This window comes from Paenibacillus arenilitoris, from assembly GCF_014705655.1.
GTDB lineage: Bacteria > Bacillota > Bacilli > Paenibacillales > Paenibacillaceae > Pristimantibacillus > Pristimantibacillus arenilitoris.
This window is the reverse complement of sequence record NZ_JACXIY010000008.1, coordinates 145,128-164,981: the sequence shown is the minus strand read 5'-3', so window position 1 is coordinate 164,981 and position 19,854 is coordinate 145,128. Positions and strand designations below refer to the sequence as shown.

The window sequence follows — 19,854 nt, the reverse complement described above, 5'->3', positions numbered from 1 at the left end:
TTCCCCCTCAAATGGATGCCCGGCGGCTTACGATTGAATCTCTGCCGGCTTGGTCGCCTTCAAGCTCCGGATGAACAAGGCAAGCGTAACCTTGATCATATAATACACCGAACGCATGGCGTTAATGGAAGAAGTGCCGCCCGTCCGCGCCTCCATGACGACCGCGACTTCGCTCGTGCGAAGCCCGCTGCGGTGGATAAGCACGATCGAATCGACCTCCGGATAGTCCGTCGCATAATCGCTTTGAAAGACGGAGATCGCGCGCTTGTTCGCCGCGCGGAATCCGCTCGTCACGTCGAGCACGCGCTTGCGGGTCATCGCGCTGACGATCGTGGACAAAATTTTGATGCCGACCCTTCTCGTCGCCGACGACAAGAAGCCCGTCTGTTCGATAAATCTCGAGCCGATCGCAAGATCCGCCTTGCCGCCGAGCACGGGCGCCAAAATCAGGTGCAGCTGCTCCGCCTTATGCTGCCCGTCTCCGTCCACCTGAACGGCCACGTCGTAGCCGTAACGATGGGCATAACGATATCCGGTCTGCATTGCGCCGCCGATGCCTAAATTGGACGGGAGTGTAATGACGGCCGCGCCATGCGCTTCCGCAATCTCTTTCGTCCGGTCCTTGGACCCGTCGTTAACGACGAGAATATGGGCGGACGGACAATGCGACTTCACGTCGTGAATGACATGGGCTATGCTGTCTTCCTCGTTGTAAGCCGGAATTATGATCAAAATTTTAGAAGACGTAAGACCTTGCCGCAGAGACTCGGCGGTTACCATACCGTCCGAATTCGAAATGGCTGCGTTCACTCCATCATCACTCCATCAATAAAAGTTGGCGCGCGCAATAACGCACAATTATTTCAATTCTACTAAACTTCCCTATTAGAAAGCAACTGAAATGGTTGAGAGAATGTGTAAATTTTGTCGATAAATCGCGATTGAACTTTCCATATGTTCCCAATTCTAGCGATTGTTAAGCAGTATATATATGGAATCGATGAAAAAAAATACCGCCCGGCGATCAGCAGCAAGCTGATCCCAGACGATATTTAGACGTGCGCCCGCACGATATTGTTGCTTACAACTGGCCCGAAATTTTCGATTTCAGGGCGTCTTTGCTTTGCACGCCGACCATTTTGTCAACCGGTTGTCCGTCTTTGAACAAAATGAGCGTCGGAATGCTCATTACGCCGAATTGCGAAGCGAGCTCCGGCTCTTCGTCGACGTTGATTTTGCCGATTACCGCTTGGCCTTCAAGCTCGCTCGACAATTCCTCGACGATCGGAAGCTGCATTTTGCAAGGTCCGCACCAAGGGGCCCAGAAATCCACGAGGGAAACGCCGCTTTCGATGCTTTTTGCAAAGTTGTCTTTCGTAAGTGCTACTGCCATTTCAATCATCCTCTCCAAACAATGTGTTGTATGATCAAGGGTTAACCCGTCTCATCGTTCCCGTCAGCTTCAGCGGTCAGCCGCAAGCATGAATTTGATTAAGGACGTCCTGAATCGTAATCGCGCCGAAGTGGTCTTCAAGCTGCTTCTCCGCATTGCAGAATATCCCGAACATCACCTGGTTCATATTCGAACCGACGAGGCAATTCATCTCGGGGTTGCCCGAGCACCAGCTCGGAATCAGCGAGCCTTGCGCCATGACCCGGTAGATGTCCGCCAGCGTCACGACGCCCGGATCGATCGTCAGCCTGTAGCCGCCGCCCGATCCTTCGCGCGTATCGACGAAGCCGCTGCGGCGAAGGCCGCTCATGACTTTGCGGATTCTCGCGGAATGCGTTCCGACGTTCTCGGCGATCAATTCGCTGCTTGCCATCTTCTCCGGCAAATAAGCTAAGTAAACGAGACTGTGTACGGCAATCGTAAATTCGCTGTTCACGGTAAACGGGCCTCCCTGCTTTGTACTGTAATTTTATCCGTTACAGTTCCGTTTGTCAATAGTCAGGTTGCCTCCGAATCCTTGTCTTATGATGCGAAGCCGCCTCGCGTCCTATTCCCGCTAGAATTTGGTCTGTATTAAATCGCCGCAGAATAAATATGAAATGTGCTTCTGATTCCCGCGATGCGCCCGCGCTATCCGGGAGGCACATGCTCCGAATCCGGTTTTGCCCCTCGCAAAACGTTAAGGAGGTGATTGAAAATGGCGCTATTTTGGAATCGATGGATTGCCGTACGCACGGAGGGAGGCTCCCGGTCAGAGTTGATCGACCGGCTTCAAGCGCATTTCAAGGCAAACGGACTCAAAACCAAAATTACCATTGAAGGAAGTTCCTTGAAACGGATTCATGTGCTTAAGAAGGACGCCGACCGGGCGAAGGTGCTGCTCGACGCTTTTGACGAGGAGCATTAACCCCGATCGGCATGCAGTGCTCCAGGCTAGGGAGAGCAGCGGCGCCGAATGCGGCGGCCGCTGCTTTTAAGTTATCCCCGCTTAAGACGAACGCCCGAGAAACGAGGAATACCGCATGAAGCGGTAGCCTTTGCGGACGCCGTTCATGACCCACTCCGGCACCGGAATCGGCCGCTTGGCCATAAACGGCAAATAAATCCGGTCGTAAGCCCGCTTGAGGTCCTCCCACATCGAGCACGGCTCCTCCTTCAGAAAGTCCGAAATGTCGACGACGATGCCGCGGCCGTTCGCGACCATGACGTTCTTGCCGTGCACGTCATGGGGATACAGACCGCGCGAACGGGCGTATTCGAGCGCCCGATCGATGTCCTCGATCGCTTCCTTCGGTATGGCAATGCCTTCGATGAGGCATTGGTATAACGTTTTTCCCCTGAGCCGCTTCAAGATCAAATACGTATAGCCGCAATGCTCGCCCGCATGATAGCAAGCCGAGTAGGCCGGATGCTTGCCGATCCTGCGATAGACTTCCCGCTCGCTCTCCCAGCCCTCCCGGCCGGGCGCATATACTTTAACCGCTATGTCCGGATAATCGCGGTGCGCGAATACGCCCGCGTAATTGCCTGCTCCAAGCAGCATCCAGCCATCCGGCGTGTTTTCGACCAGAACCGGATCCCCGTGATTGACGCTCATAATGTCGAGGTCCGCAAGCAGCGACTGCTCCGTCAGCGAGATAAGTTCCCGCAGCTCCCTCTCCTCCATGATCGCTTGCGCCTCCTTTTGCTTATCCTGCATATCCTTTCATTGTAAAACGGGGCGAAGCAAAAAGGAAGCTACGATTCGCGTACTCCGCTTCGGTCCGAAGACCGATGTCGCCTTCGCCGGAGCCAAAACGAACGGGACCGCCCTCCGCGACCCGATGCCGCGGCGGACGATCCCGCCCCTCTTCTATTTGCCCGCCTTCAGCCTGCTGCCCAGCAGCCAGAGGGCATTGACGATCATGCCGAGCGCGAGTCCGACCACGATCGCGATCACGTTCAAAATAAGATAATAAACGAGCAGCAAGCCGAATTCGTACGAATCCATCGTCATCGGCAGCGCCAGGCTCAGCAAGTAACCGATCAGGACGCTGAACGGAATCCAGAACAAAAAGATAAAAGCCGGAAAATACCAATGCCGATTCCGGAACAGCAGCACGACGGGGACGGCGAAGGCGACGGCCAAAAGCGCGCAGACGAGATAGCCCGAATCGATTATGCCGCTGTTATAATACGAAGCGTATAATACCCCGTTGCCTGCCAGCGCGTACGCGAAGCCGAGGAGAACGACGCGGCGGAGCGAGCGCCCGAGCTGCGCCCTTTCGTTCTTTGCGTCTTCCATGAAACTTAAGCCTCCACGATTTCGCGAAGGGCGCGGATGAACGCGTCCATCTCTTCGTCCGTCCCGATGCTCACGCGCAAATAGCCGTCGATCCGCGGCTGGTTGAAATAGCGGACAAGTACGCCTTTGCCCCGCAGCTCGCGGAAGATGCGTTCGGCGGCGATGGACGGATGGGAAATAAACACGAAGTTCGCCTTGGACTCCGTCAACTTGAAGCCAAGCGCGGCGACCTGCTCCGACACGCGCTCGCGGGTCGCGATCACCTTCGCCGTCGTCTCCTTGAAATACGCCTCGTCCTCGAAGGAAGCGACGGCGCCCGCCAAGGCGAGACGGTCGAGCGTGTACGAGTTGAACGAATTTTTGATCCGGTTCAGCCCATCGATCAGCTCCTCGCTTCCGAAAGCGAATCCGACGCGCAGCCCCGCAAGCGAACGGGATTTCGACAGCGTCTGCACGACGAGCAGGTTCGGGTATTCCGAAATAAGAGGCACGGCCGACTCTCCCCCGAAATCGATGTAGGCCTCGTCGATAATGACCGCCTGCTCCTTGTTGTTCTCCAGCAGCTCCCGGATCTGCGCGAGCGGCACGAGCTCGGCGGTCGGCGCGTTCGGATTCGGAATGACGACGCCGCCCGTGCCGCGGAACCGGTCGATCGGAATCCGAAACCGCTCGTCCAGCGGAATAAGCTCCGCCTGCAAGCCGTACAGTTTCGCGTAAACTTTATAGAAGCTGTATGTAATATCAGGGAACTGCACCTTATTCGCCGGGTCGAAGAACGCCGCGAAAGCGAAAGCGAGAATTTCGTCCGAGCCGTTGCCCGCGAACACTTGCTCCGGCCTCAATCCGTAATAGGCCGCGGCCTTCCGGATCAGCTCGTCGCAGGTAGGATCGGGGTACAGGCGCAAGTCCGCGCCGGCGGCGTTCCGGATCGCCTCGATCGCCTTCGGCGACGGCGGATACGGATTTTCGTTCGTGTTCAGCTTAATATACGTTTTGTCCTTCGGCTGCTCGCCCGGTACGTAGGGCACGAGCGAAGCGGTCAGCGGACTCCAAAATTTACTCAAGGGCGATCTTCCTTTCGTCGCGGCTTTTCTATTCCCGCCTTCATTCGGCTATCCTATTGTTTCTTGCTTGCGACATTCTCGTCAGCACAAGCCCGAGAACGGCGCCGAGCGTATTCAGAATAATGTCGTCGACGTCGAAGCTGCCGACCTTCGACAGCAGCTGAGCCAGCTCCACGGCCGCGATCAGCAGAACGGTCGTTGCCGTCAGCGCGAATACGCGTCTGTATTTCACGTGAAGCAGCGGCAGGAAAATGCCGATCGGCATGAATAACACGATATTGCCGAATAAGTTCTTAAACCAAATATCGAAATTAAAATGATCGTAATGAACGACGTACCGTTTGATCGTATCGAACGGAACGAGGTTAAACGCGTAACCGTCGCTGAACGAACGATCTCTGTAAAATAGGAGCCAAGCCATAAAGATCGCGTAAACCAGCCCGAGGGCGGCGATCAATAAATTAAGAAACACGTTGCGGAAATGGGCGTTTTTGAACACGTTGCTCTTATCACCTCGCTCGCGCCAGCTTTACGGCCGCCAAGGGACCGCATACGTCCGGAAGCGGCCGGGACCCGTGATTTCGAGACCGTTAAGCTGATGGCCGCTCGCGCAGCCGCCGTCGATGCCGATCTTGCCGTCGCCGAACCAGATGTCCGGCTTGCCGTGGATGTCGATCGTTTTCGTATGGCCGAAGACGACCGTTTTGTCCACCGACGTCGGCCTGCTGAGGAACGGTTCCTTCATATAAAGGAAATCCCTGCTCGGCTGCTCGCGCCAATTCGAATAATTCGGGTTCAGCCCCGCATGGACGTAAATGAAATGGTCATCCTCGTAGTAATACGGCAGCCCGTCCAAAAACGTCAAATGATGCGGATAACGTTCATGGATAACCGCCTTCGCCCGTTCGATGACATGCTGGACCGCACCTTGCCGGATACCCGCGTAGCTTTCCGCCGTCTGCCTGCCGCCATGGCCGGAAAACTTCAGCAGCGCCTGCTCGCTTCGCTCCAGCATCACGTCGACGAGCCGCTCGTCATGGTTGCCCTGGATCGCAATGGCGCCGTCGTCCCGCACGAGCCGGATTACCTGTTCCACCACTTCCCGGCTTCGCGGCCCCCTATCGACGAAGTCGCCGAGCAGCACAAGCTGATCCTCTCCCGGCTTATAATTCATTCGGGCAAGCAAATCGTTAAACGCGGTATAGCAGCCGTGGATGTCGCTGATCGCTAGCGTGCGCTTCATACGCGCCTGCCCGAGATGATCAGATCCCGCTCCACGCCGTCCAGCACCGCGACCTTCGGCAGATGCCCCCACTGCTCGAAGCCGTATTTGCGAAGCAGCGCCAGGCTCGGCTCGTTATGCCCGAAGACGAAGCCGAGCAGCGTATGGAGGCCTAGCCGCGGGCACTCTTCGATCGCCTTCTCGAGCAGGATGGAGCCGAGCCCCCGGGAGCGGTATTCCGCCGCGATATAGATGCTGATCTCCGCCGTCGCGTTATAGGCCGGCCTGCCGTAGAACGATTGGAAGCTGAACCACGCGGCGATTTCGCCCTCCGCGCGGAGCACCCACAGCGGCCGGAAATCCGGCGAGTGGTCGTTGAACCACGTCCGCTTGCTCTCCACTGCGGCGGACTCCAGATCCGCGGTTACCATCCGGCTTGCGATCGTTGAATTATAAATGTCGACGATCCGCGGCAGGTCGCTCTCCCTCGCGTCGACGATTTCGTACGGATGCTGACTGTACATGCTTGCCACCTCTTACTTTTGTATGTCTACTGTAACTGCTTCTTTCTTGTTCCGCTCTCGCCTCGCAAATTTGCCGCCCAACAAGGAGAATAAAACAATCGAACCGTCATACGCGATATTAAGGACGAAAGGATCGCCTTCCGGATCGAATCCAGCCGATATCGTACCGATGAGATGATAGGCGAAAAGAATTGCGCCAAGCAGTAGGCTATGATCCGGCCCCGGCTTTCTAGCCGTTTTTTGCGCGTAATACCCTGCCCAAAAAACCGAGAACCAGGCCAATAAAAATTCTAACGCAAGTTCGCTTTTGTCGGTCATCAGCTCGTAGCCCGTTTGAATGGACAGTTCCGCAAGAGCGGCTGCGAGCAGAAAGCCCGCGGCTATCGAACAGAACGCAAAGATAAGCACGCCTATCGACAGCGCTTTGAAATCGATTCGTTTGACCATGCATCCGACCTGCTTTCCGGGTAGCGATTGAAGCTCGGCTTTGGGTTCAACAATAATGAAAAAATTATATCATAGTGCAAGGCGCCTCTGCGCGAAAAAATTCGCTAATCCGCCCTATACATCTTGTAATCGTCCGGCGTGTTCAAGTTCGCGAAGACGTCCGGCGATTCCCCCGCCTGCCGCTCGATCGAATGTGCCTTCAGCCTTGAGAGAAGGCCCATCAGCCGGTAATCCCCCGCTTCCAGCGATCTGCGGATCTCCGTTACGGTTCGCGTATGATAGAGCGCGTGGAAGGGCTGCCCGGCTACATGAACGACATCCGCCCCGCTTTCCGCAGCGGCGTTAATCAGTTTCTGAAGCAGCGGCAACGATAGCCGCGGCATATCGCATGCGACGACGAAAGCATAACCGTCCGCGATCGCGGACAAGCCGGCTTCAAGACCCGAGAGCGGGCCGCAGTCCGGAATCCGGTCGGCGACCATACGGGCGCCTGCTGCGTATTTCCCAAGGATGCCGCCATAGACGGCTTCGCGCTCCGACGAGCCGATCGCGACCGTTAGCGTATCGGCACATTCCGACAGCTGCGCTGCAAGCCGGTACAGCAGCGGCTTTCCCTCGATCGGCAGCAGCGCCTTGTCCGTGCCCATTCTTGAACTTTGCCCGCCCGCCAGAATCAACCCGTGCACGGTTCGTTTTGTTTGCGGCATATTTTCTCCTCCTCCCCATAATAAAAGCCTGCCGAGCTCGCGCGCTCAGCAGGCCGATTGTCCGTTAACTTCAAGCTTTCGCGGGGTCGAAGGAGCTCTTCAGCGATACGATGCGGTTGAACGCCAGCTTCTCCGCCGTCCAGTCCTTCGGATCGACATTGAAATAACCGTGACGGAAAAACTGAAATTTGTCGCCGCCGGCCGCTTCCTTCATGTTCGGCTCGACGAAGCCCTGCAGCACTTCCAGCGAGTTCGGATTGATGCGCTCCAGGAACGGCTTGCCGTCTTCCTCGGCCTCGTCCGTAATGAGCGGCTCATAGAGGCGGAACTCGGCAGCCTGCGCCTCAGATGCTTCCACCCAATGGATTGTGCCCTTCACCTTGCGGCCGGTAAAGCCGCTTCCGCTCTTCGTCTCCGGATCGTACGTGCAGCGCAATTCGACAACATTCCCCGCCTCGTCCTTGATAGCCTCTTGGCAAGTGATGAAATACGCATGCTTCAGACGCACTTCATTTCCCGGGAAAAGTCGGAAATATTTGCTCGGCGGATTTTCCATAAAATCGTCTTGCTCTATATAGATTTCGCGGGAAAACGGAATTTGTCGAACCCCCATTGCCTCGTTCTCGGCATTGTTCTCGGCATCGAGCAGCTCGGTTTGCCCTTCCGGGTAGTTCGTAATGACGACCTTCAGCGGACGAAGCACCGCCATCGTACGCAGCGCCTTCAGCTTCAAGTCTTCCCTAATAAAATGCTCCAGGTTCCGCTCGTCGACGAGGCTGTTGCTCTTCGATACGCCGATCTCCCGGCAGAAGGCGCGCATTGCCTCCGGCGTGTAGCCTTTGCGGCGCAGGCCGCTGATCGTCGGCATGCGCGGATCGTCCCAGCCGTCGACGGCGTTCTCGTCCACCAGCTGCTTCAGCTTCCGCTTGCTCATAACGGTATTCGTGACGTTCAAGCGGGCGAATTCGAATTGGCGCGGCTTCGCTTCCATCTCGCACTCGGCGATTACCCAGTCGTAGAGCGGCCGGTGATCCTCGAACTCGAGCGTGCAGATCGAATGCGTGACGCCTTCGATCGCGTCGCTGAGCGGATGCGCGTAATCGTACATCGGATAGATGCACCAAGCGTCGCCCGTACGGTGGTGATGCGCGTGCGCGATCCGGTAGAGCGCGGGATCGCGCATCGTAATGTTCGGCGAGGCCATGTCGATCTTCGCGCGCAGCACCCGCTCGCCGTCCCGGAATTCGCCTGCGCGCATCCGCGCGAACAGGTCGAGATTTTCCTCCACGCCGCGGTTCCGGTAAGGGCTCTCCTTGCCCGGCTCGGTCAGCGTGCCGCGGTATTCGCGCATCTGGTCGGCCGTCAGATCGCAGACGTAGGCTTTGCTTTTCTTGATCAGGAGCACCGCGCGGTCGTACAGCTCTTCGAAATAGTCCGACGCGAAGCGAAGCTCGTCCCATTCGAAGCCCAGCCAGCGGACGTCCTCCTTAATTGATTCCACGTATTCCGTATCTTCCTTCAGCGGATTCGTATCGTCAAAACGAAGGTTCGTTCTGCCTTTGAACTCGTCGGCAAGCTCGAAGTTCAGGCAGATCGACTTCGCATGTCCAATATGCAAATAGCCGTTCGGCTCCGGCGGAAAGCGCGTGACGACTTCCTGCACCAGGCCGCTCTTCAAATCTTCGACGACGATGTTTTTAATGAAATTCGAGGATGAGGACTTCGTTTCCAAAGCGTTCTCCACCTGCGACCACCCTTTCCACGGAGAAAATATTCATCCTCTTATCATACACAATATTCCACGAAAATATAAGACTTGCCCTTCTTAAGTCCTTACAGCAGAAGCGTCTCCAGCGATTCGATCCGGGCGCATATTTGCTGCTGCCATTCCGCGTCGCCCGCTTCATGGGCCAGGAAGGCAAGCGTTTTTAACGAATCCAGCTTCAGGATCAAATCGGCGTTGACCGCCATGCAATGATCAAGCTCGAGCCTCTCGTGATGGGGAAGACGTTGATAGCCGCCGATTTCCTTCGCTTTGAACGTAAGCTCCGCCATCCTGCGGTGCACGGGGTGAATGCCAACCATATGCATAACCTTCTTTCGTTTAGGGAATGGTGAACCTACTCCCAGCATCGCCCGTTTCCGTCCCTGCCAACCCTATGAGAAGGAAGAAATCTCGCTTTTATTGCTAGATAGATTCCATCCTTGAAGTTATCTGCATTCGTACGAGCCGGCCCGCATAGGCTCATTTAAAAGCGGATTCAGAATTTGGGAATGGATGGTGAACCGATGGCGACTGCTTCTTCCATTATTATTTTCCCGGGCTGCGGCTGGAACGAGCTCCCGGCTTATTACCGGAACCTGTTCGAGAAACTGACGGACCGGCATTCCGTTTATATGGTGTCGAAGCTTGCGGAACCGTGCAGCGCTCCTTCCGAGGTGAACATGCTGTCCTTGAAGCAATTGGAGGAAATGAACGGGGAGGCGTTCGTCGCCGTCGTCATGCAGCCGTACTGGACCCCCGTCGCGATGGCGGCCGGTCCGAAGCGGCTCATCGCCATGCCGGACGCCCCTCGGGAGGAAGACCCCGCGCTATGGGCAAAATGCCGCAAATGGCTTTGCGGCCGCGCGGATTTGATTATTACGGACTCGGAGCCCTATTATTTGGAGCAGACGTTTTGCGCCGAGCACGTGTTCCTGCTGGACGGCCGCGACGAGATATCCGACCTGCTCGCTTTGCAGGCCTTCTTCTGGACGCTGGACGGCTTCACCCCGAAGCCGCTTGCCAGGCTGCAGCAGCGCAGCCAAGCGGACCGGTACGAGCGGAGGCTGTGCGAGCGATCGGAGAGCGACGAACCCCTCGAGCTGCAGGACTTGTTCGCGCATGCCGTCTACCGTTATTTCATTTACGACCTGGAGCGCGCCAAGGGAGCGCTTCTCTCCTCGTTCGGGCTTGCCGTGAAGGAAGGGAAGATCGACGCGCTGCGCAAATATTACCGCTTTCTGTCCGCGATCGAAGCCAAGCAAGGGTTAACGAGACAGGCCGTCCGCAGCTACAGCTTCACCGCCATTACGCCCGAGGAGAAGCGAATCGTTCGCCAGATGGAGGAGTGGCTGTATCACGGCAAGGAGGGGCTTGCGGGCGCGATGCTTTACCGGATGAACGCCGACTTCCGGCAGGCGCTGGAGCGGCTCGACTTGATCGAGCCGGAGCCGGAGGCGCTTCGCCTCATTCTCGATTCCGGCATCAAGTCGGGCCGGCTGAACAAAGCGCTGGAGCAGCTTGACGCAAGCCCGGCGGCGACGGAGACCGAACGAAAGCAATTTGCGCTGCTCAGCGGCACGGTTGCCTTGCTCGCGGGCAGGCGCGACGAGGCGGCCCGGTCGTTCGAGGAGGCGGGGGAAGCCTTCCACGAAGAGCTTGGAAACCTTGCGGACTTGGCGGAGCTCGAAGCCGCGATGCAGGAGCTCACAAGGTAAAAAAGACGCAAATTTCACACTGGTCTTCCAAAGAGATAGCAATGAAACGAAGGTCGATCGACAACGCTCGAACGCTTATGATTACCCTGTTGTTTTTGCATATTTTAAACCATTCGTTTCACGAGATAGTATCCTATATAACGGCTTGATTTATCTTGATTTATTACAGCCATACCCACTAATAGATCACTGTTTTCTTAATACTAAATTGCATATATCACCTCTTTATAAATACGTCAACCTCACCTCGCGTTTTGGCCTCGAAGCCGCCAAAAACGAAAAAAATGGACAGAACGGCGTTCCCCGTTTCTGTCCATTTTCACTCTAGCAGCGGATGCGAAATTGAAGAGCGGTTGATCGTATTGAGAGAAGCGGATTAGGCCGGATCGAGCCCGGTCAGATGGAGGAAGAGCGCGGCGAGTAAGTTTGCCTGTAGTTTGTACAGTCAAAAGTGGCGAATACAGGCGGCAGCGGGCATTTGATTGGACAAAATCCAATCAAAGCGGCCGTTTCGGCGGCCAATGATCGTTGAAGCCCATTTTAGCCTATATAAATCCACTCAAACTATAAATTTCGCTCGCAACCGGCCATTTGATTGGACAAAATCCAGCCAAAATGCGCACGGCGCCACGGCACTCGGTTCTAATCACCAACCGTCAGCGCCTCGCCATACCCTGCGCTTCAAGCCTTCGCTTCCGAACCGTTGCGCCGCGGAACGGCTCGTACCGTAGCGGCGCAGGGGATCAGCGCGCCATTTCACTTTCGCCAATCCGGCTCGACAACTTCGCCTCCGCCTGCCGGGAGCCGGACCGGACTGTCCGGCCTCCGGCATTCGCCGGCAAAACCGGCCGTTCGCCAGCGCATTCGCCATTCTCTCCCGCGAATCGACGGAAAAAGCCAGGAAATGGGCATTTTTTCGCCGGGAAGCCGCATCTATTTCATTTTGGAGTGAGGGAGGACTACAGCAATTTCTCGATTTCATCCTTCATGGCGAGCGGCTCCACAGTCGATTCGAACCGTTTCACGATCCGGCCTTCGCGGTCGACCAGAAACTTCGTGAAGTTCCATTTGATCGAATTGCCGAAGAGGTAGTGAGGAAGCTTCTCCTTAAGGAAGGCATCCAGCATTTTGCCGCTCGGCTCGCTCGTGTCGAAGCCCTGGAAAGGCGCTTCCTCGGTCAAATGCCGAAATAAAGGATGGGCCGTATCGTCGCGGACGTCGGTTTTGGCAAACAGCGGGAAGGTGACGCCGTAGTTGAGTTGGCAGAAGCTCTGCACGTCCGAGTTCGCGCCCGGCTCCTGCTCGCCGAATTGATTGCTCGGAAAACCGAGAATTTCAAGGCCTTGGTCCTTGTATTGTTCGTAAAGCTTCTGCAGATCGGCATACTGAGGCGTAAAACCGCATTTGCTTGCCGTGTTCACCACGACGAGCACCTTGCCCTTATACTGCTCCATGCTTGCCCTTTCTCCTCTAATCGTCTCCAGCTCGTACGCGTAAATGCTCATCGCTCGTTCCTCCCGCTTTCATTTAATTTTAATAAATTAAATTGTATACAATTAATATAACTAGAGAATACCACATCGCCCCTGCGTCTGTCAAACCAAGCATGCACGGCTGAAGCCGCGCACGAAACGCTGGCTGCATCAAAGCGCATCCCGGTTCTGTGCCGTCCTGTGGGGACATAAGCCCTCTGCGCGACGACAGGGGGCTGTCCAGAAAAGTCATCGCTAGAGGAGACGAAATCATGCTCCTTCTGTAGCACAATGCCTGCGATTGTGCAGCCTCTTCACCATCAATAAGGTGGCCGGACGGGATGCCTGCGTTTGTGCAGGTATTTTGAGACTTGAGGCCCTTCTCGAGCTAATCAGCAAATAAAAAATGCACATTCGCAGGCATTTGCTTCGCAAGCCCGAATGAAGCGGTCAAAAGCCTGCACATTTGCAGGCTCCGGTAGGAGACGCGCAGCATGATGGCAGATCGCGGTGGCTTAGACGCGCTGCCTCGCAGCAGATCAAGCATGAAGCGGCCAAAGCCTGCACATTTGCAGGCTCGGTAGGAGACGCGCAGCATGATGGCAGATCGCGGTGGCTTAGACGCGCTGCTTGGCAGCAGTTCAAGCAGCATGAAGCGGCTCGGGCGCGTAACGCATCATCTGATCAGCAACCGGAACAGACATGGTGGTACTGGATAACGCCCTGCCATCGCCATTTTCCTATTATTATGATCTAGCGAAAACGTCCGCCATATAAGCAGACTTGCTTTTTGGGCAGCCCCGTTCGAAAAAAAACGGCGCCCTCCGCCGTCCCCATGCACGATGGGCATCCTTCGAAGTCGCGCCGCTGTTCTATAGATAAGGTTAGGATTGCTTGATTTTCCCGCTCAGCCACTCGGTGAACAGCGCGTAATCGCGCTCGACCTGATCGGCGTAGGAGACGGCCCAGCGCGAGATCGACGTGCAGAATGCTTCCTCGTCGTCGCCCATTGCCTTCACGATCTCTTCCTCGCTGTGATACGCGAGCACGCCTTGGGCAACGTCGGCATCCGCACGCGCATGCATCTTGGCCGTCAAGCGGCCCATGCTGTCCGTCACCGACAGCAAATCGCCGATCGTCTCCAGCTTCTCCAGCTTCAGCCGCTTCTTGTACGGCGAACGCTCCCGCACGTAGAAATGCCGATCGCCGATCGACAGCCAGCCGAGGTACGGATCCGCTTCATGGTGCATCGCCTTCTGCGTCATCGTTACCCGCTTGCCCTGATGCTCGAACTCCGACCAGAACGTTTCGTCATACGCCATGAAATAAGCCGGCACCGGAACGCGCACTTCCTTCACTTCCAGCACGATGTCGTCCCCGCCCTGCGCCTCTTCTCCCGCTTCGATCAGCACGTAATAGCGGTCCAGCCCGATCGAAGCCGTACCCGAGCCCTGCTTCGCGGCGATATCCTTCACCTCGAAATGCTTCAGCTCCTCCGCGTCGTCCGCGGCGACGGAGGCCAAATATTGCGGCCATGCCCCAAGCAGCGCTTCCCGTTCCTCGTCCGTCGGCGGCACGATTTCGACGGTGGCGGCGAACTTGCGGTCCTCCTGAACGAGCGCCGTCACCTTCTCCAGAAAATGCTGCTCCTGCCGCTTCTGCAGCTTCTTCAGCAGCTTCTTCACCGGGCCTTCGGCCCGCTCGACGTCGATCAAATAGGTGCCGGGATCGTCCTTGCCCTTAACGAACCGCCGCATTTGCTTCGAATAGGCTTGCAGGTACGTCTCGATGGCGGCGATTTGCTGCCCGGCCGGCTGCTCCTTCAACCGGCACACGAGCGCGATGCTCGCCGACATCCGCAGCAGATCGTACAGGTACGACCCCAAATACCCTTCGTCGAAATCGTTCACGTCGTAGACGAGCGCCCCCGTCTCGTTGCGGAATGCCCCGAAATTCTCGAAATGCAGATCGCCCTGGATCCAGGTCGGACGATTCTCGGGCGTATGGTACGCGAACCATTCCCGGGACACGTCGAAATAAAACAAGTACGCGCTTCCGCGAAAAAACGAAAACGGCGTCGCCGCCATTTTGAGATACTTCTCCTCGCGCTTGCCGCGCTCGAGATTCATGATCTTCTGGTCGAATTCTTGAAATATCGCGGACAGCGTCCGCTTTCTCAGCTTGTTCTGGGTTAGCCTCACTCGTTCCGTCAGCTTCGAATCCATATTCTCTCCCCCGTTCGAGCTAAATTTCCGCCTTCTGCAGTCTCATGAAGTCGCTGACCATCGCAAGCCGCCATGGGATGATCATGCCGAAGGCCAGCAAATAAAAGAGCGCGCCGGTCTGCGGGATCGACATATATTGCTCGACGACGCCGTGCAGCGCGAGACGGATCGCGAATAACGTCACCATAATAAAAATGAACGCCTTCGACCGCCTGACGTAAATACCGGCCTCCACCCGCTCCAGCCGCGTCGTGACGACGAGCGGGAACGCGAAGATCAGCATGCCCGTCCCGAACGCGGATAAGCCCCAGCCCCACGGAATATGGGTCGCCGGGAAGGCGAACATGATGAAGCCCGTCGCCATGCCGAGCGGCGGAATGACGATTTTCTTCAGGGAGGTCGGCTGCTTGCCGGCTCTCAGGCGAAGATAGACGAGTATGGCAAAGGCCAGCATGGACACGGCGATCGAGCCGGCTTGGATCCATTCCGTAGACAGCGGCACCGCGCGCCACCTCCGATTTCTTATCAATTCCTTCCTATTTTGTTATCGTACTGCAAAATCAAGCTCGCTGCAATCGACAGGCGGCAAACAAGCCGGGAAGCGGAAACGCGCAGTCAACGTGGCGCGAACGGCGGATCGGGTTCTTTTGCGCGCGAGGGCGGATCCGCTCTCGCCCAGACGGCTTCGCGGCCGCCTGGCCTAATACGCAAAACGGCCCGAAGCAGGCGAATACCCGCTCCGGGCCGTGCGTTTGCGTTATTTTATCGCAACCCAAATTTCATTCATGGCGTCCGGGCCGTAGAGGTCGGAATCGAGATAAACCTCGAGCGATGCCGCCTCGGCCGGCTCATACCCGCTTGACGGGAACCATTCCGAATAAATTCGCTTCCACGTCCGGATCATCGCATCCGGAATCGGTCCTTTCACTTCGAACGCGACCCACTTGGACGCCGGAATCTCCATGGCCGCTAACCCTTCCGGGACGTCGCCGGCACATTCCGCGGCAATCCAGTAATCCATCGTGTTCCTTGCCGCGTTATAATTGTCGGTAATGCCCAGCATGCCTTTAATTTGCCCATTCATCGACCCCTCCATTCGACGGACGGTTCCGCTCTGATGTGCCTCGCCCCAGAAGGACGGAATGCCCGGAACGACCATCTCTTCTCCACCGCAATCGAACTCTCTTTTGACGCCGACGACTTGGAACGCTTCCCTCTCCGCAATTCGATACCTCATCGGTTCTGCCCCTTTCAAATTCACCTGAATCGTCAGGCGGTTATAGGCTTGCAGCCCTCCCAACCCCTTCCGCGCCTCGCTCGGCGTTACGCCATGCTGCTTGCGGAAAGCTTTCGCGAAGGACTCCGGAGTGTCGTAGCCGTATTTGTAGGCAAGGTCGATGACTTTCGTCCCGGTTTCGCACAGCTCCTGGGCGGCCAGCGTCAACCGGCGGCGTCGCAAGTAATCGCCGACGGACAAATCGGTCAAGATCATGAACGTCCGTTGAAAATGAAACGGCGACATATTCGCGTGCCGCGCGATATCCTCGATCGTTACGGGCTCCAGCATATGCTTCTCCATATAGTCAATCGCTTTCTGCAAAGCTACGACCAATGCCATGAATCGTCACTCCTTACTCGAATTGTAACCGCGGGATGCGTCCGAAGCCTGTCATTTTGTGCTCTCTGCTGACCATGCGGGGAGCCTGCCGGAAACGGCGGCGGAAATTCAACGCTTTTTCTCAAAAAAAGACAACGCAAGTCCCGGGGCGACCTCCCGCTCCTCAAGGAGCTTGAAGCCGTTTTTCGCATAGAGCGCTCGGGCCGGCGCATTGTCCGCTCCGGTGGCGACGATAAATTTCGCAGCCTCCGTCTCCCGCTGCAGCACGAAGCCAAGCAGCGCCTGCGCGATGCCTCTGCGGAAGAATGCGGGATGCACGATCATCCGGTGAATGTCGACAACGCTCCCGTCCTTTTTGTAAGAAATCGCTCCCGCCAAGGCCCCGTCGCTATAATAACCGTAAAAGATTTCGCCGCATGCCATCAAATCGGCCGCGGTATCCTTCAGCGGCGGAATGTCGTCCGACCCGATAAGCTCCGCCTCTACCCGGTAAGCGGGAAGCTGGACCGCGAGCACCTGCCTCGCCGCAGCCTCGCTCGTAATGTCGATGCTTTGAATCATAAGAACAACCTCGCTCGCAAGATGGAATAATAAGGACAATCGTAATCAGTATACCTCAAAAGAAAGGCCGGGGGGTTTCCGGAGCATGTGCAAACTTATAAACCCTTCTATTTGCACAAAAAACGAGCCGCCGCAGCGACCCGTTCTTCGATTATACGACTTCCATGCCCGCATCGGGCAGCTTGGCTTCGGCCGCCTTCCCGCGCGCGCGGGAAGCCGCCGACCGGAACGATGCGGCTGCCGTAACCGCCGCGATCAGGACGCCGGCCGCGCCGATCCACGTAATGGCGGACAGCGACAGACGCTCGACGACGACGCCTCCAAGCCCCGCGCCGGCCGCCATGCCGAGCTGCAGCATGGAGGTGTTCAGGCTGAGCATGATGCCTGAAGCTTCCGGCGCCTGGCTGATCAGGTTGTACTGCTGCGTCGGACCGGACGACCAAGCCGAGAACGACCACAGCATGAGCAGCGGGAACACGACGAACGCCGACTGTCCGGCCAGCGACAGCAGCACTAGCGCAGCAGCATGAAGCAGCATGCCGACGACGAGCGTACGGGGTACGCCCCATTTGTCGGTACTGAAGCCCCCAAGCTTGGAGCCGATCAGGCTGGCGATGCCGAAGGCGAATAAGGCAGCGCTGACCCCCTGCTCGCTGAGAGCCGATACTTGAAGAAGAAACGGCGATAAATACGTGTTCGCGATCGAGTAGCCGCCGATCCAGAAAAACGAGACGAGCAGGGCGACGACGATTCTCGGCTGCTTCAGCAGCGCCAGCTGCCTGCCGATCGGCACCGGCTGCTCTCCTTCCGTCCGCGGAATCGTGAAGCGGATAAGCAGAATCGAGGCGAGCCCGAGCAGGCCGATGCCGGCGAAGATCAGCTTCCAGTCGTAGGCGGCCGCGGCTACCCTGCCGATCGGAACGCCGATAATAAGCGCGGTGCTGAAGCCCATGACGAGCGTCGCGATGGCGCTTCCCTGCTTATCGGGCGGGGCAAGCTTCGCCGCTACGGTAAGAGCCGTCACGACGAATACCCCGGTGCTGAGCGCGAGGACGATCCTCGACGCCACAAGGAACCCGAAGCCCGGCAATAAAGCGGCGATGCCGTTGCCGACCGCAAATACGGCCAGGGCGTAGATCAGCAGCTTCCGCCGCTCCATCCGGGCGGTCAGCGCCATCAGGATCGGGGTTCCGAAGGCGTAAGCCAGCGAGAACACGGTAATCAGCTGACCGGCAGCGGCTACCGATACGCCTGCGTCCTCGGCTACTTTATCCAGAATGCCCGCGATAATAAATTCGGACGTGCCGACCAGAAAGCTGATGACGGCGAGCATGTAAATTTTCCAAACGTTTGACATAACGATGTTGCTCCTCTCTCCACTCCATGATTTTATATTTCTAAATATATAGAAATAGTAAAGAAAAAAAATGACACAACGTTTGCGCGGCTCTCTTGCGTGCCAAACGCGCAAAAGCCCGTTGTGCGGCGAAATTCAGCCATCGATGCGCTATATTTCAAGCAAATACGGCGCGTACTTCCGCGCCAATTCGCGGTTCACGCTATAATAGATGTAGGTGCCGTCCTTGCGGGTGCTCAGCAGGCCGCAGTCCGTCAATTGCTTCAGGTGGTGCGACAGCGTCGAGCCGGCGACGGATTCCAGCTTGCTCCCGATGTCGGAGCAGCACAAATTCCGCTCCTCGGTAAGGAGAAGAGCAATCTTGAGCCGCGTCGGTTCCCCGAGCGCTTTGTACACTTTGACCGCTTGCCGCACTTCCGCGTTATCCTCCGCCATCGTCCCCACACCTTTATCCGTTGTCGTTATTTCTATCGATGTCGAAATAAGGTTACCATAGCTGCTTGAGAATGTAAAGCCCATTGAGGCGGCTAATCTAAGACAGAAAGTGATATTCAAACTTTATAATAACACTGCGGATTGGTTTTAATCTTACTTTTGCAATCAGGTTTAATTTTAAGACCTGATTCCGCCAACGCGCCGAGTCCATGTATAATTCAGGGACAGACTGTTGCGTTCATTTTTACTTTAGCAAAGGAAGGGGATAGGCTACATGAGCGATCGAGTTACATTAGTCAAGCCAGCCGCTGCATTAAAAGAGGCTTATTTGCCGTTCTACCGGGAATGGGTCGAGAGCGGCGAAGATATGGTGCCATGGGTCATTAGCCGAGACCCCGAGGATTTTGACGGGATGGTGCGGTTTCTGCTGGAGCAGGAATCAGGTGCGGGCGTACAGGACGGCTGGGTAACCAATTCGACGTATTGGCTCGTCACGGAGGAGAAGCGGATCGTGGGAGCCGTCAATATCCGGCATTCGCTGACCGAGCATCTGTTCAATTGCGGCGGGCATATCGGCTACGGCATTCGCCCGTCCGACAGGCGCAAAGGCTACGCGACGAAGCTGCTGTCTCTCGCCTTGGAAGAGGCGAGGAAGCTTGGCATCGATAAAGCGCTGGTCGTCTGCGACGCAACGAATACCGCATCCGAGCGGACGATTCGAAACAACGGAGGCGTAGAGGACGAGAGCTACATCGAGGAGGACGGGAACGTGGTGAAACGATATTGGATCGACTTGTGAGCTGATCCCTTCCCGTGGACATTCGAGAGGACGTTCGGGAGGACATTCGAGCCCAGCCTGCAACAATGAAGCAGCCTCACTTAGTGAGGCAAACCTCACTCTCCTCACGACCTATCGCCGAGGGACGGAACATTAGTGAAGCAAACCTCACTCGCCATGAGGCCGTCTTCACGGGGAATGAGGTTAGCCTCACTAAATGCCAGAAG

At 56.5% G+C, this 19,854-nt stretch carries 23 protein-coding genes; 3 read left to right on the top strand and 20 right to left on the bottom strand.

The window, feature by feature from the left end:
• Positions 1-27 precede the first annotated feature (27 nt).
• The 3 genes from IDH41_RS06960 to IDH41_RS06950 form a co-directional block, all read right to left on the bottom strand.
• Positions 28-810 (bottom strand): glycosyltransferase family 2 protein, encoded by a 783-nt coding sequence (locus IDH41_RS06960; protein WP_317890690.1) that lies wholly within the window; start codon positions 808-810, stop codon positions 28-30.
• A 271-nt stretch (positions 811-1,081) separates the two neighbouring features.
• On the bottom strand, positions 1,082-1,393 hold the full coding sequence (trxA, locus tag IDH41_RS06955; RefSeq protein ID WP_190859493.1) for a thioredoxin: 312 nt from the start codon (positions 1,391-1,393) through the stop codon (positions 1,082-1,084).
• A gap of 76 nt (positions 1,394-1,469) precedes the next feature.
• On the bottom strand, positions 1,470-1,889 hold the full coding sequence (locus IDH41_RS06950; protein ID WP_190859491.1) for an RrF2 family transcriptional regulator: 420 nt from the start codon (positions 1,887-1,889) through the stop codon (positions 1,470-1,472).
• Positions 1,890-2,150: 261 nt separating this feature from the next.
• Between IDH41_RS06950 and IDH41_RS06945 the strand changes: the two genes are divergently transcribed.
• Positions 2,151-2,360, top strand: coding sequence for a hypothetical protein (locus IDH41_RS06945; protein ID WP_028608332.1), 210 nt, complete (start codon positions 2,151-2,153; stop codon positions 2,358-2,360).
• Between the two features lie 81 nt (positions 2,361-2,441).
• Here IDH41_RS06945 and IDH41_RS06940 read toward each other — a convergent pair whose 3' ends face one another.
• The 10 genes from IDH41_RS06940 to IDH41_RS06895 form a co-directional block, all read right to left on the bottom strand.
• Positions 2,442-3,119 carry a serine/threonine-protein kinase gene (locus IDH41_RS06940; RefSeq protein WP_190859489.1) on the bottom strand — a complete coding sequence of 226 codons (678 nt, stop codon included), beginning with the start codon at positions 3,117-3,119 and terminating at the stop codon, positions 2,442-2,444.
• Positions 3,120-3,305: 186 nt separating this feature from the next.
• Positions 3,306-3,737: a hypothetical protein gene (locus IDH41_RS06935; RefSeq protein WP_190859487.1), complete on the bottom strand. Its 432-nt coding sequence runs from the start codon at positions 3,735-3,737 to the stop codon at positions 3,306-3,308.
• Positions 3,738-3,742: 5 nt separating this feature from the next.
• The gene (gene hisC, locus IDH41_RS06930) at positions 3,743-4,801 is read right to left on the bottom strand and encodes a histidinol-phosphate transaminase (protein WP_190859486.1); all 1,059 of its coding nucleotides are present in this window, start codon (positions 4,799-4,801) and stop codon (positions 3,743-3,745) included.
• A gap of 40 nt (positions 4,802-4,841) precedes the next feature.
• Positions 4,842-5,300 (bottom strand): VanZ family protein, encoded by a 459-nt coding sequence (locus IDH41_RS06925; RefSeq protein WP_190859484.1) that lies wholly within the window; start codon positions 5,298-5,300, stop codon positions 4,842-4,844.
• A 30-nt stretch (positions 5,301-5,330) separates the two neighbouring features.
• Entirely contained in the window at positions 5,331-6,044 is a 714-nt protein-coding gene (locus tag IDH41_RS06920; protein WP_190859482.1) for a metallophosphoesterase, read from the bottom strand.
• Positions 6,041-6,547 (bottom strand): GNAT family N-acetyltransferase, encoded by a 507-nt coding sequence (locus IDH41_RS06915; RefSeq protein ID WP_190859480.1) that lies wholly within the window; start codon positions 6,545-6,547, stop codon positions 6,041-6,043. Before IDH41_RS06915 ends, IDH41_RS06920 begins: the two co-directional genes overlap by 4 nt.
• Positions 6,548-6,559: 12 nt before the next feature.
• Entirely contained in the window at positions 6,560-6,994 is a 435-nt protein-coding gene (locus tag IDH41_RS06910) for a hypothetical protein (RefSeq protein WP_190859478.1), read from the bottom strand.
• Positions 6,995-7,098: 104 nt separating this feature from the next.
• Positions 7,099-7,701 carry a molybdenum cofactor guanylyltransferase gene (gene mobA / locus IDH41_RS06905; protein ID WP_190859475.1) on the bottom strand — a complete coding sequence of 201 codons (603 nt, stop codon included), beginning with the start codon at positions 7,699-7,701 and terminating at the stop codon, positions 7,099-7,101.
• A 70-nt stretch (positions 7,702-7,771) separates the two neighbouring features.
• Entirely contained in the window at positions 7,772-9,433 is a 1,662-nt protein-coding gene (locus tag IDH41_RS06900) for a glutamine--tRNA ligase/YqeY domain fusion protein (protein ID WP_190859527.1), read from the bottom strand.
• Between the two features lie 101 nt (positions 9,434-9,534).
• Positions 9,535-9,786: a DUF7667 family protein gene (locus IDH41_RS06895; protein ID WP_190859473.1), complete on the bottom strand. Its 252-nt coding sequence runs from the start codon at positions 9,784-9,786 to the stop codon at positions 9,535-9,537.
• A gap of 204 nt (positions 9,787-9,990) precedes the next feature.
• Between IDH41_RS06895 and IDH41_RS06890 the strand changes: the two genes are divergently transcribed.
• Positions 9,991-11,181, top strand: coding sequence for a hypothetical protein (locus IDH41_RS06890; RefSeq protein ID WP_190859472.1), 1,191 nt, complete (start codon positions 9,991-9,993; stop codon positions 11,179-11,181).
• A 959-nt stretch (positions 11,182-12,140) separates the two neighbouring features.
• Here IDH41_RS06890 and IDH41_RS06885 read toward each other — a convergent pair.
• The 7 genes from IDH41_RS06885 to IDH41_RS06855 all read right to left on the bottom strand — a co-directional run bounded on the left by IDH41_RS06885 (position 12,141) and on the right by IDH41_RS06855 (position 18,849).
• A complete protein-coding gene (locus IDH41_RS06885; RefSeq protein WP_190859470.1) occupies positions 12,141-12,686 on the bottom strand; it encodes a glutathione peroxidase in 546 nt (181 codons plus the stop codon).
• 851 nt (positions 12,687-13,537) lie between these two features.
• On the bottom strand, positions 13,538-14,878 hold the full coding sequence (locus IDH41_RS06880; protein ID WP_190859468.1) for a DUF2252 domain-containing protein: 1,341 nt from the start codon (positions 14,876-14,878) through the stop codon (positions 13,538-13,540).
• A gap of 19 nt (positions 14,879-14,897) precedes the next feature.
• Complete coding sequence (locus tag IDH41_RS06875; RefSeq protein ID WP_317890689.1) at positions 14,898-15,380, bottom strand: CcdC family protein; 483 nt, start codon at positions 15,378-15,380, stop codon at positions 14,898-14,900.
• 255 nt (positions 15,381-15,635) lie between these two features.
• A complete protein-coding gene (locus IDH41_RS06870) occupies positions 15,636-16,496 on the bottom strand; it encodes an AraC family transcriptional regulator (protein WP_190859466.1) in 861 nt (286 codons plus the stop codon).
• Positions 16,497-16,604: 108 nt separating this feature from the next.
• Positions 16,605-17,057: a GNAT family N-acetyltransferase gene (locus IDH41_RS06865; RefSeq protein ID WP_190859464.1), complete on the bottom strand. Its 453-nt coding sequence runs from the start codon at positions 17,055-17,057 to the stop codon at positions 16,605-16,607.
• A 151-nt stretch (positions 17,058-17,208) separates the two neighbouring features.
• Complete coding sequence (locus tag IDH41_RS06860; RefSeq protein WP_190859462.1) at positions 17,209-18,414, bottom strand: MFS transporter; 1,206 nt, start codon at positions 18,412-18,414, stop codon at positions 17,209-17,211.
• A 150-nt stretch (positions 18,415-18,564) separates the two neighbouring features.
• The gene (locus IDH41_RS06855; RefSeq protein WP_190859460.1) at positions 18,565-18,849 is read right to left on the bottom strand and encodes an ArsR/SmtB family transcription factor; all 285 of its coding nucleotides are present in this window, start codon (positions 18,847-18,849) and stop codon (positions 18,565-18,567) included.
• 274 nt (positions 18,850-19,123) lie between these two features.
• On the opposite strand from IDH41_RS06855, the gene IDH41_RS06850 reads away from it, so the two are divergent.
• Entirely contained in the window at positions 19,124-19,648 is a 525-nt protein-coding gene (locus IDH41_RS06850; protein WP_190859458.1) for a GNAT family N-acetyltransferase, read from the top strand.
• Positions 19,649-19,854: the final 206 nt, after the last annotated feature.

What these genes read in the sequence shown, in the direction of transcription:
- trxA (WP_190859493.1), bottom strand. Translation starts at nt 1,393, where the DNA reads ATGGCAGTAGCACTTACGAAAGACAACTTTGCAAAAAGCATCGAAAGC.
- IDH41_RS06945 (WP_028608332.1), top strand. Translation starts at nt 2,151, where the DNA reads ATGGCGCTATTTTGGAATCGATGGATTGCCGTACGCACGGAGGGAGGC.
- IDH41_RS06940 (WP_190859489.1), bottom strand. Translation starts at nt 3,119, where the DNA reads ATGGAGGAGAGGGAGCTGCGGGAACTTATCTCGCTGACGGAGCAGTCG.
- IDH41_RS06935 (WP_190859487.1), bottom strand. Translation starts at nt 3,737, where the DNA reads ATGGAAGACGCAAAGAACGAAAGGGCGCAGCTCGGGCGCTCGCTCCGC.
- IDH41_RS06920 (WP_190859482.1), bottom strand. Translation starts at nt 6,044, where the DNA reads ATGAAGCGCACGCTAGCGATCAGCGACATCCACGGCTGCTATACCGCG.
- IDH41_RS06915 (WP_190859480.1), bottom strand. Translation starts at nt 6,547, where the DNA reads ATGTACAGTCAGCATCCGTACGAAATCGTCGACGCGAGGGAGAGCGAC.
- IDH41_RS06910 (WP_190859478.1), bottom strand. Translation starts at nt 6,994, where the DNA reads ATGGTCAAACGAATCGATTTCAAAGCGCTGTCGATAGGCGTGCTTATC.
- mobA (WP_190859475.1), bottom strand. Translation starts at nt 7,701, where the DNA reads ATGCCGCAAACAAAACGAACCGTGCACGGGTTGATTCTGGCGGGCGGG.
- IDH41_RS06895 (WP_190859473.1), bottom strand. Translation starts at nt 9,786, where the DNA reads ATGGTTGGCATTCACCCCGTGCACCGCAGGATGGCGGAGCTTACGTTC.
- IDH41_RS06890 (WP_190859472.1), top strand. Translation starts at nt 9,991, where the DNA reads ATGGCGACTGCTTCTTCCATTATTATTTTCCCGGGCTGCGGCTGGAAC.
- IDH41_RS06885 (WP_190859470.1), bottom strand. Translation starts at nt 12,686, where the DNA reads ATGAGCATTTACGCGTACGAGCTGGAGACGATTAGAGGAGAAAGGGCA.
- IDH41_RS06880 (WP_190859468.1), bottom strand. Translation starts at nt 14,878, where the DNA reads ATGGATTCGAAGCTGACGGAACGAGTGAGGCTAACCCAGAACAAGCTG.
- IDH41_RS06870 (WP_190859466.1), bottom strand. Translation starts at nt 16,496, where the DNA reads ATGGCATTGGTCGTAGCTTTGCAGAAAGCGATTGACTATATGGAGAAG.
- IDH41_RS06865 (WP_190859464.1), bottom strand. Translation starts at nt 17,057, where the DNA reads ATGATTCAAAGCATCGACATTACGAGCGAGGCTGCGGCGAGGCAGGTG.
- IDH41_RS06860 (WP_190859462.1), bottom strand. Translation starts at nt 18,414, where the DNA reads ATGTCAAACGTTTGGAAAATTTACATGCTCGCCGTCATCAGCTTTCTG.
- IDH41_RS06855 (WP_190859460.1), bottom strand. Translation starts at nt 18,849, where the DNA reads ATGGCGGAGGATAACGCGGAAGTGCGGCAAGCGGTCAAAGTGTACAAA.
- IDH41_RS06850 (WP_190859458.1), top strand. Translation starts at nt 19,124, where the DNA reads ATGAGCGATCGAGTTACATTAGTCAAGCCAGCCGCTGCATTAAAAGAG.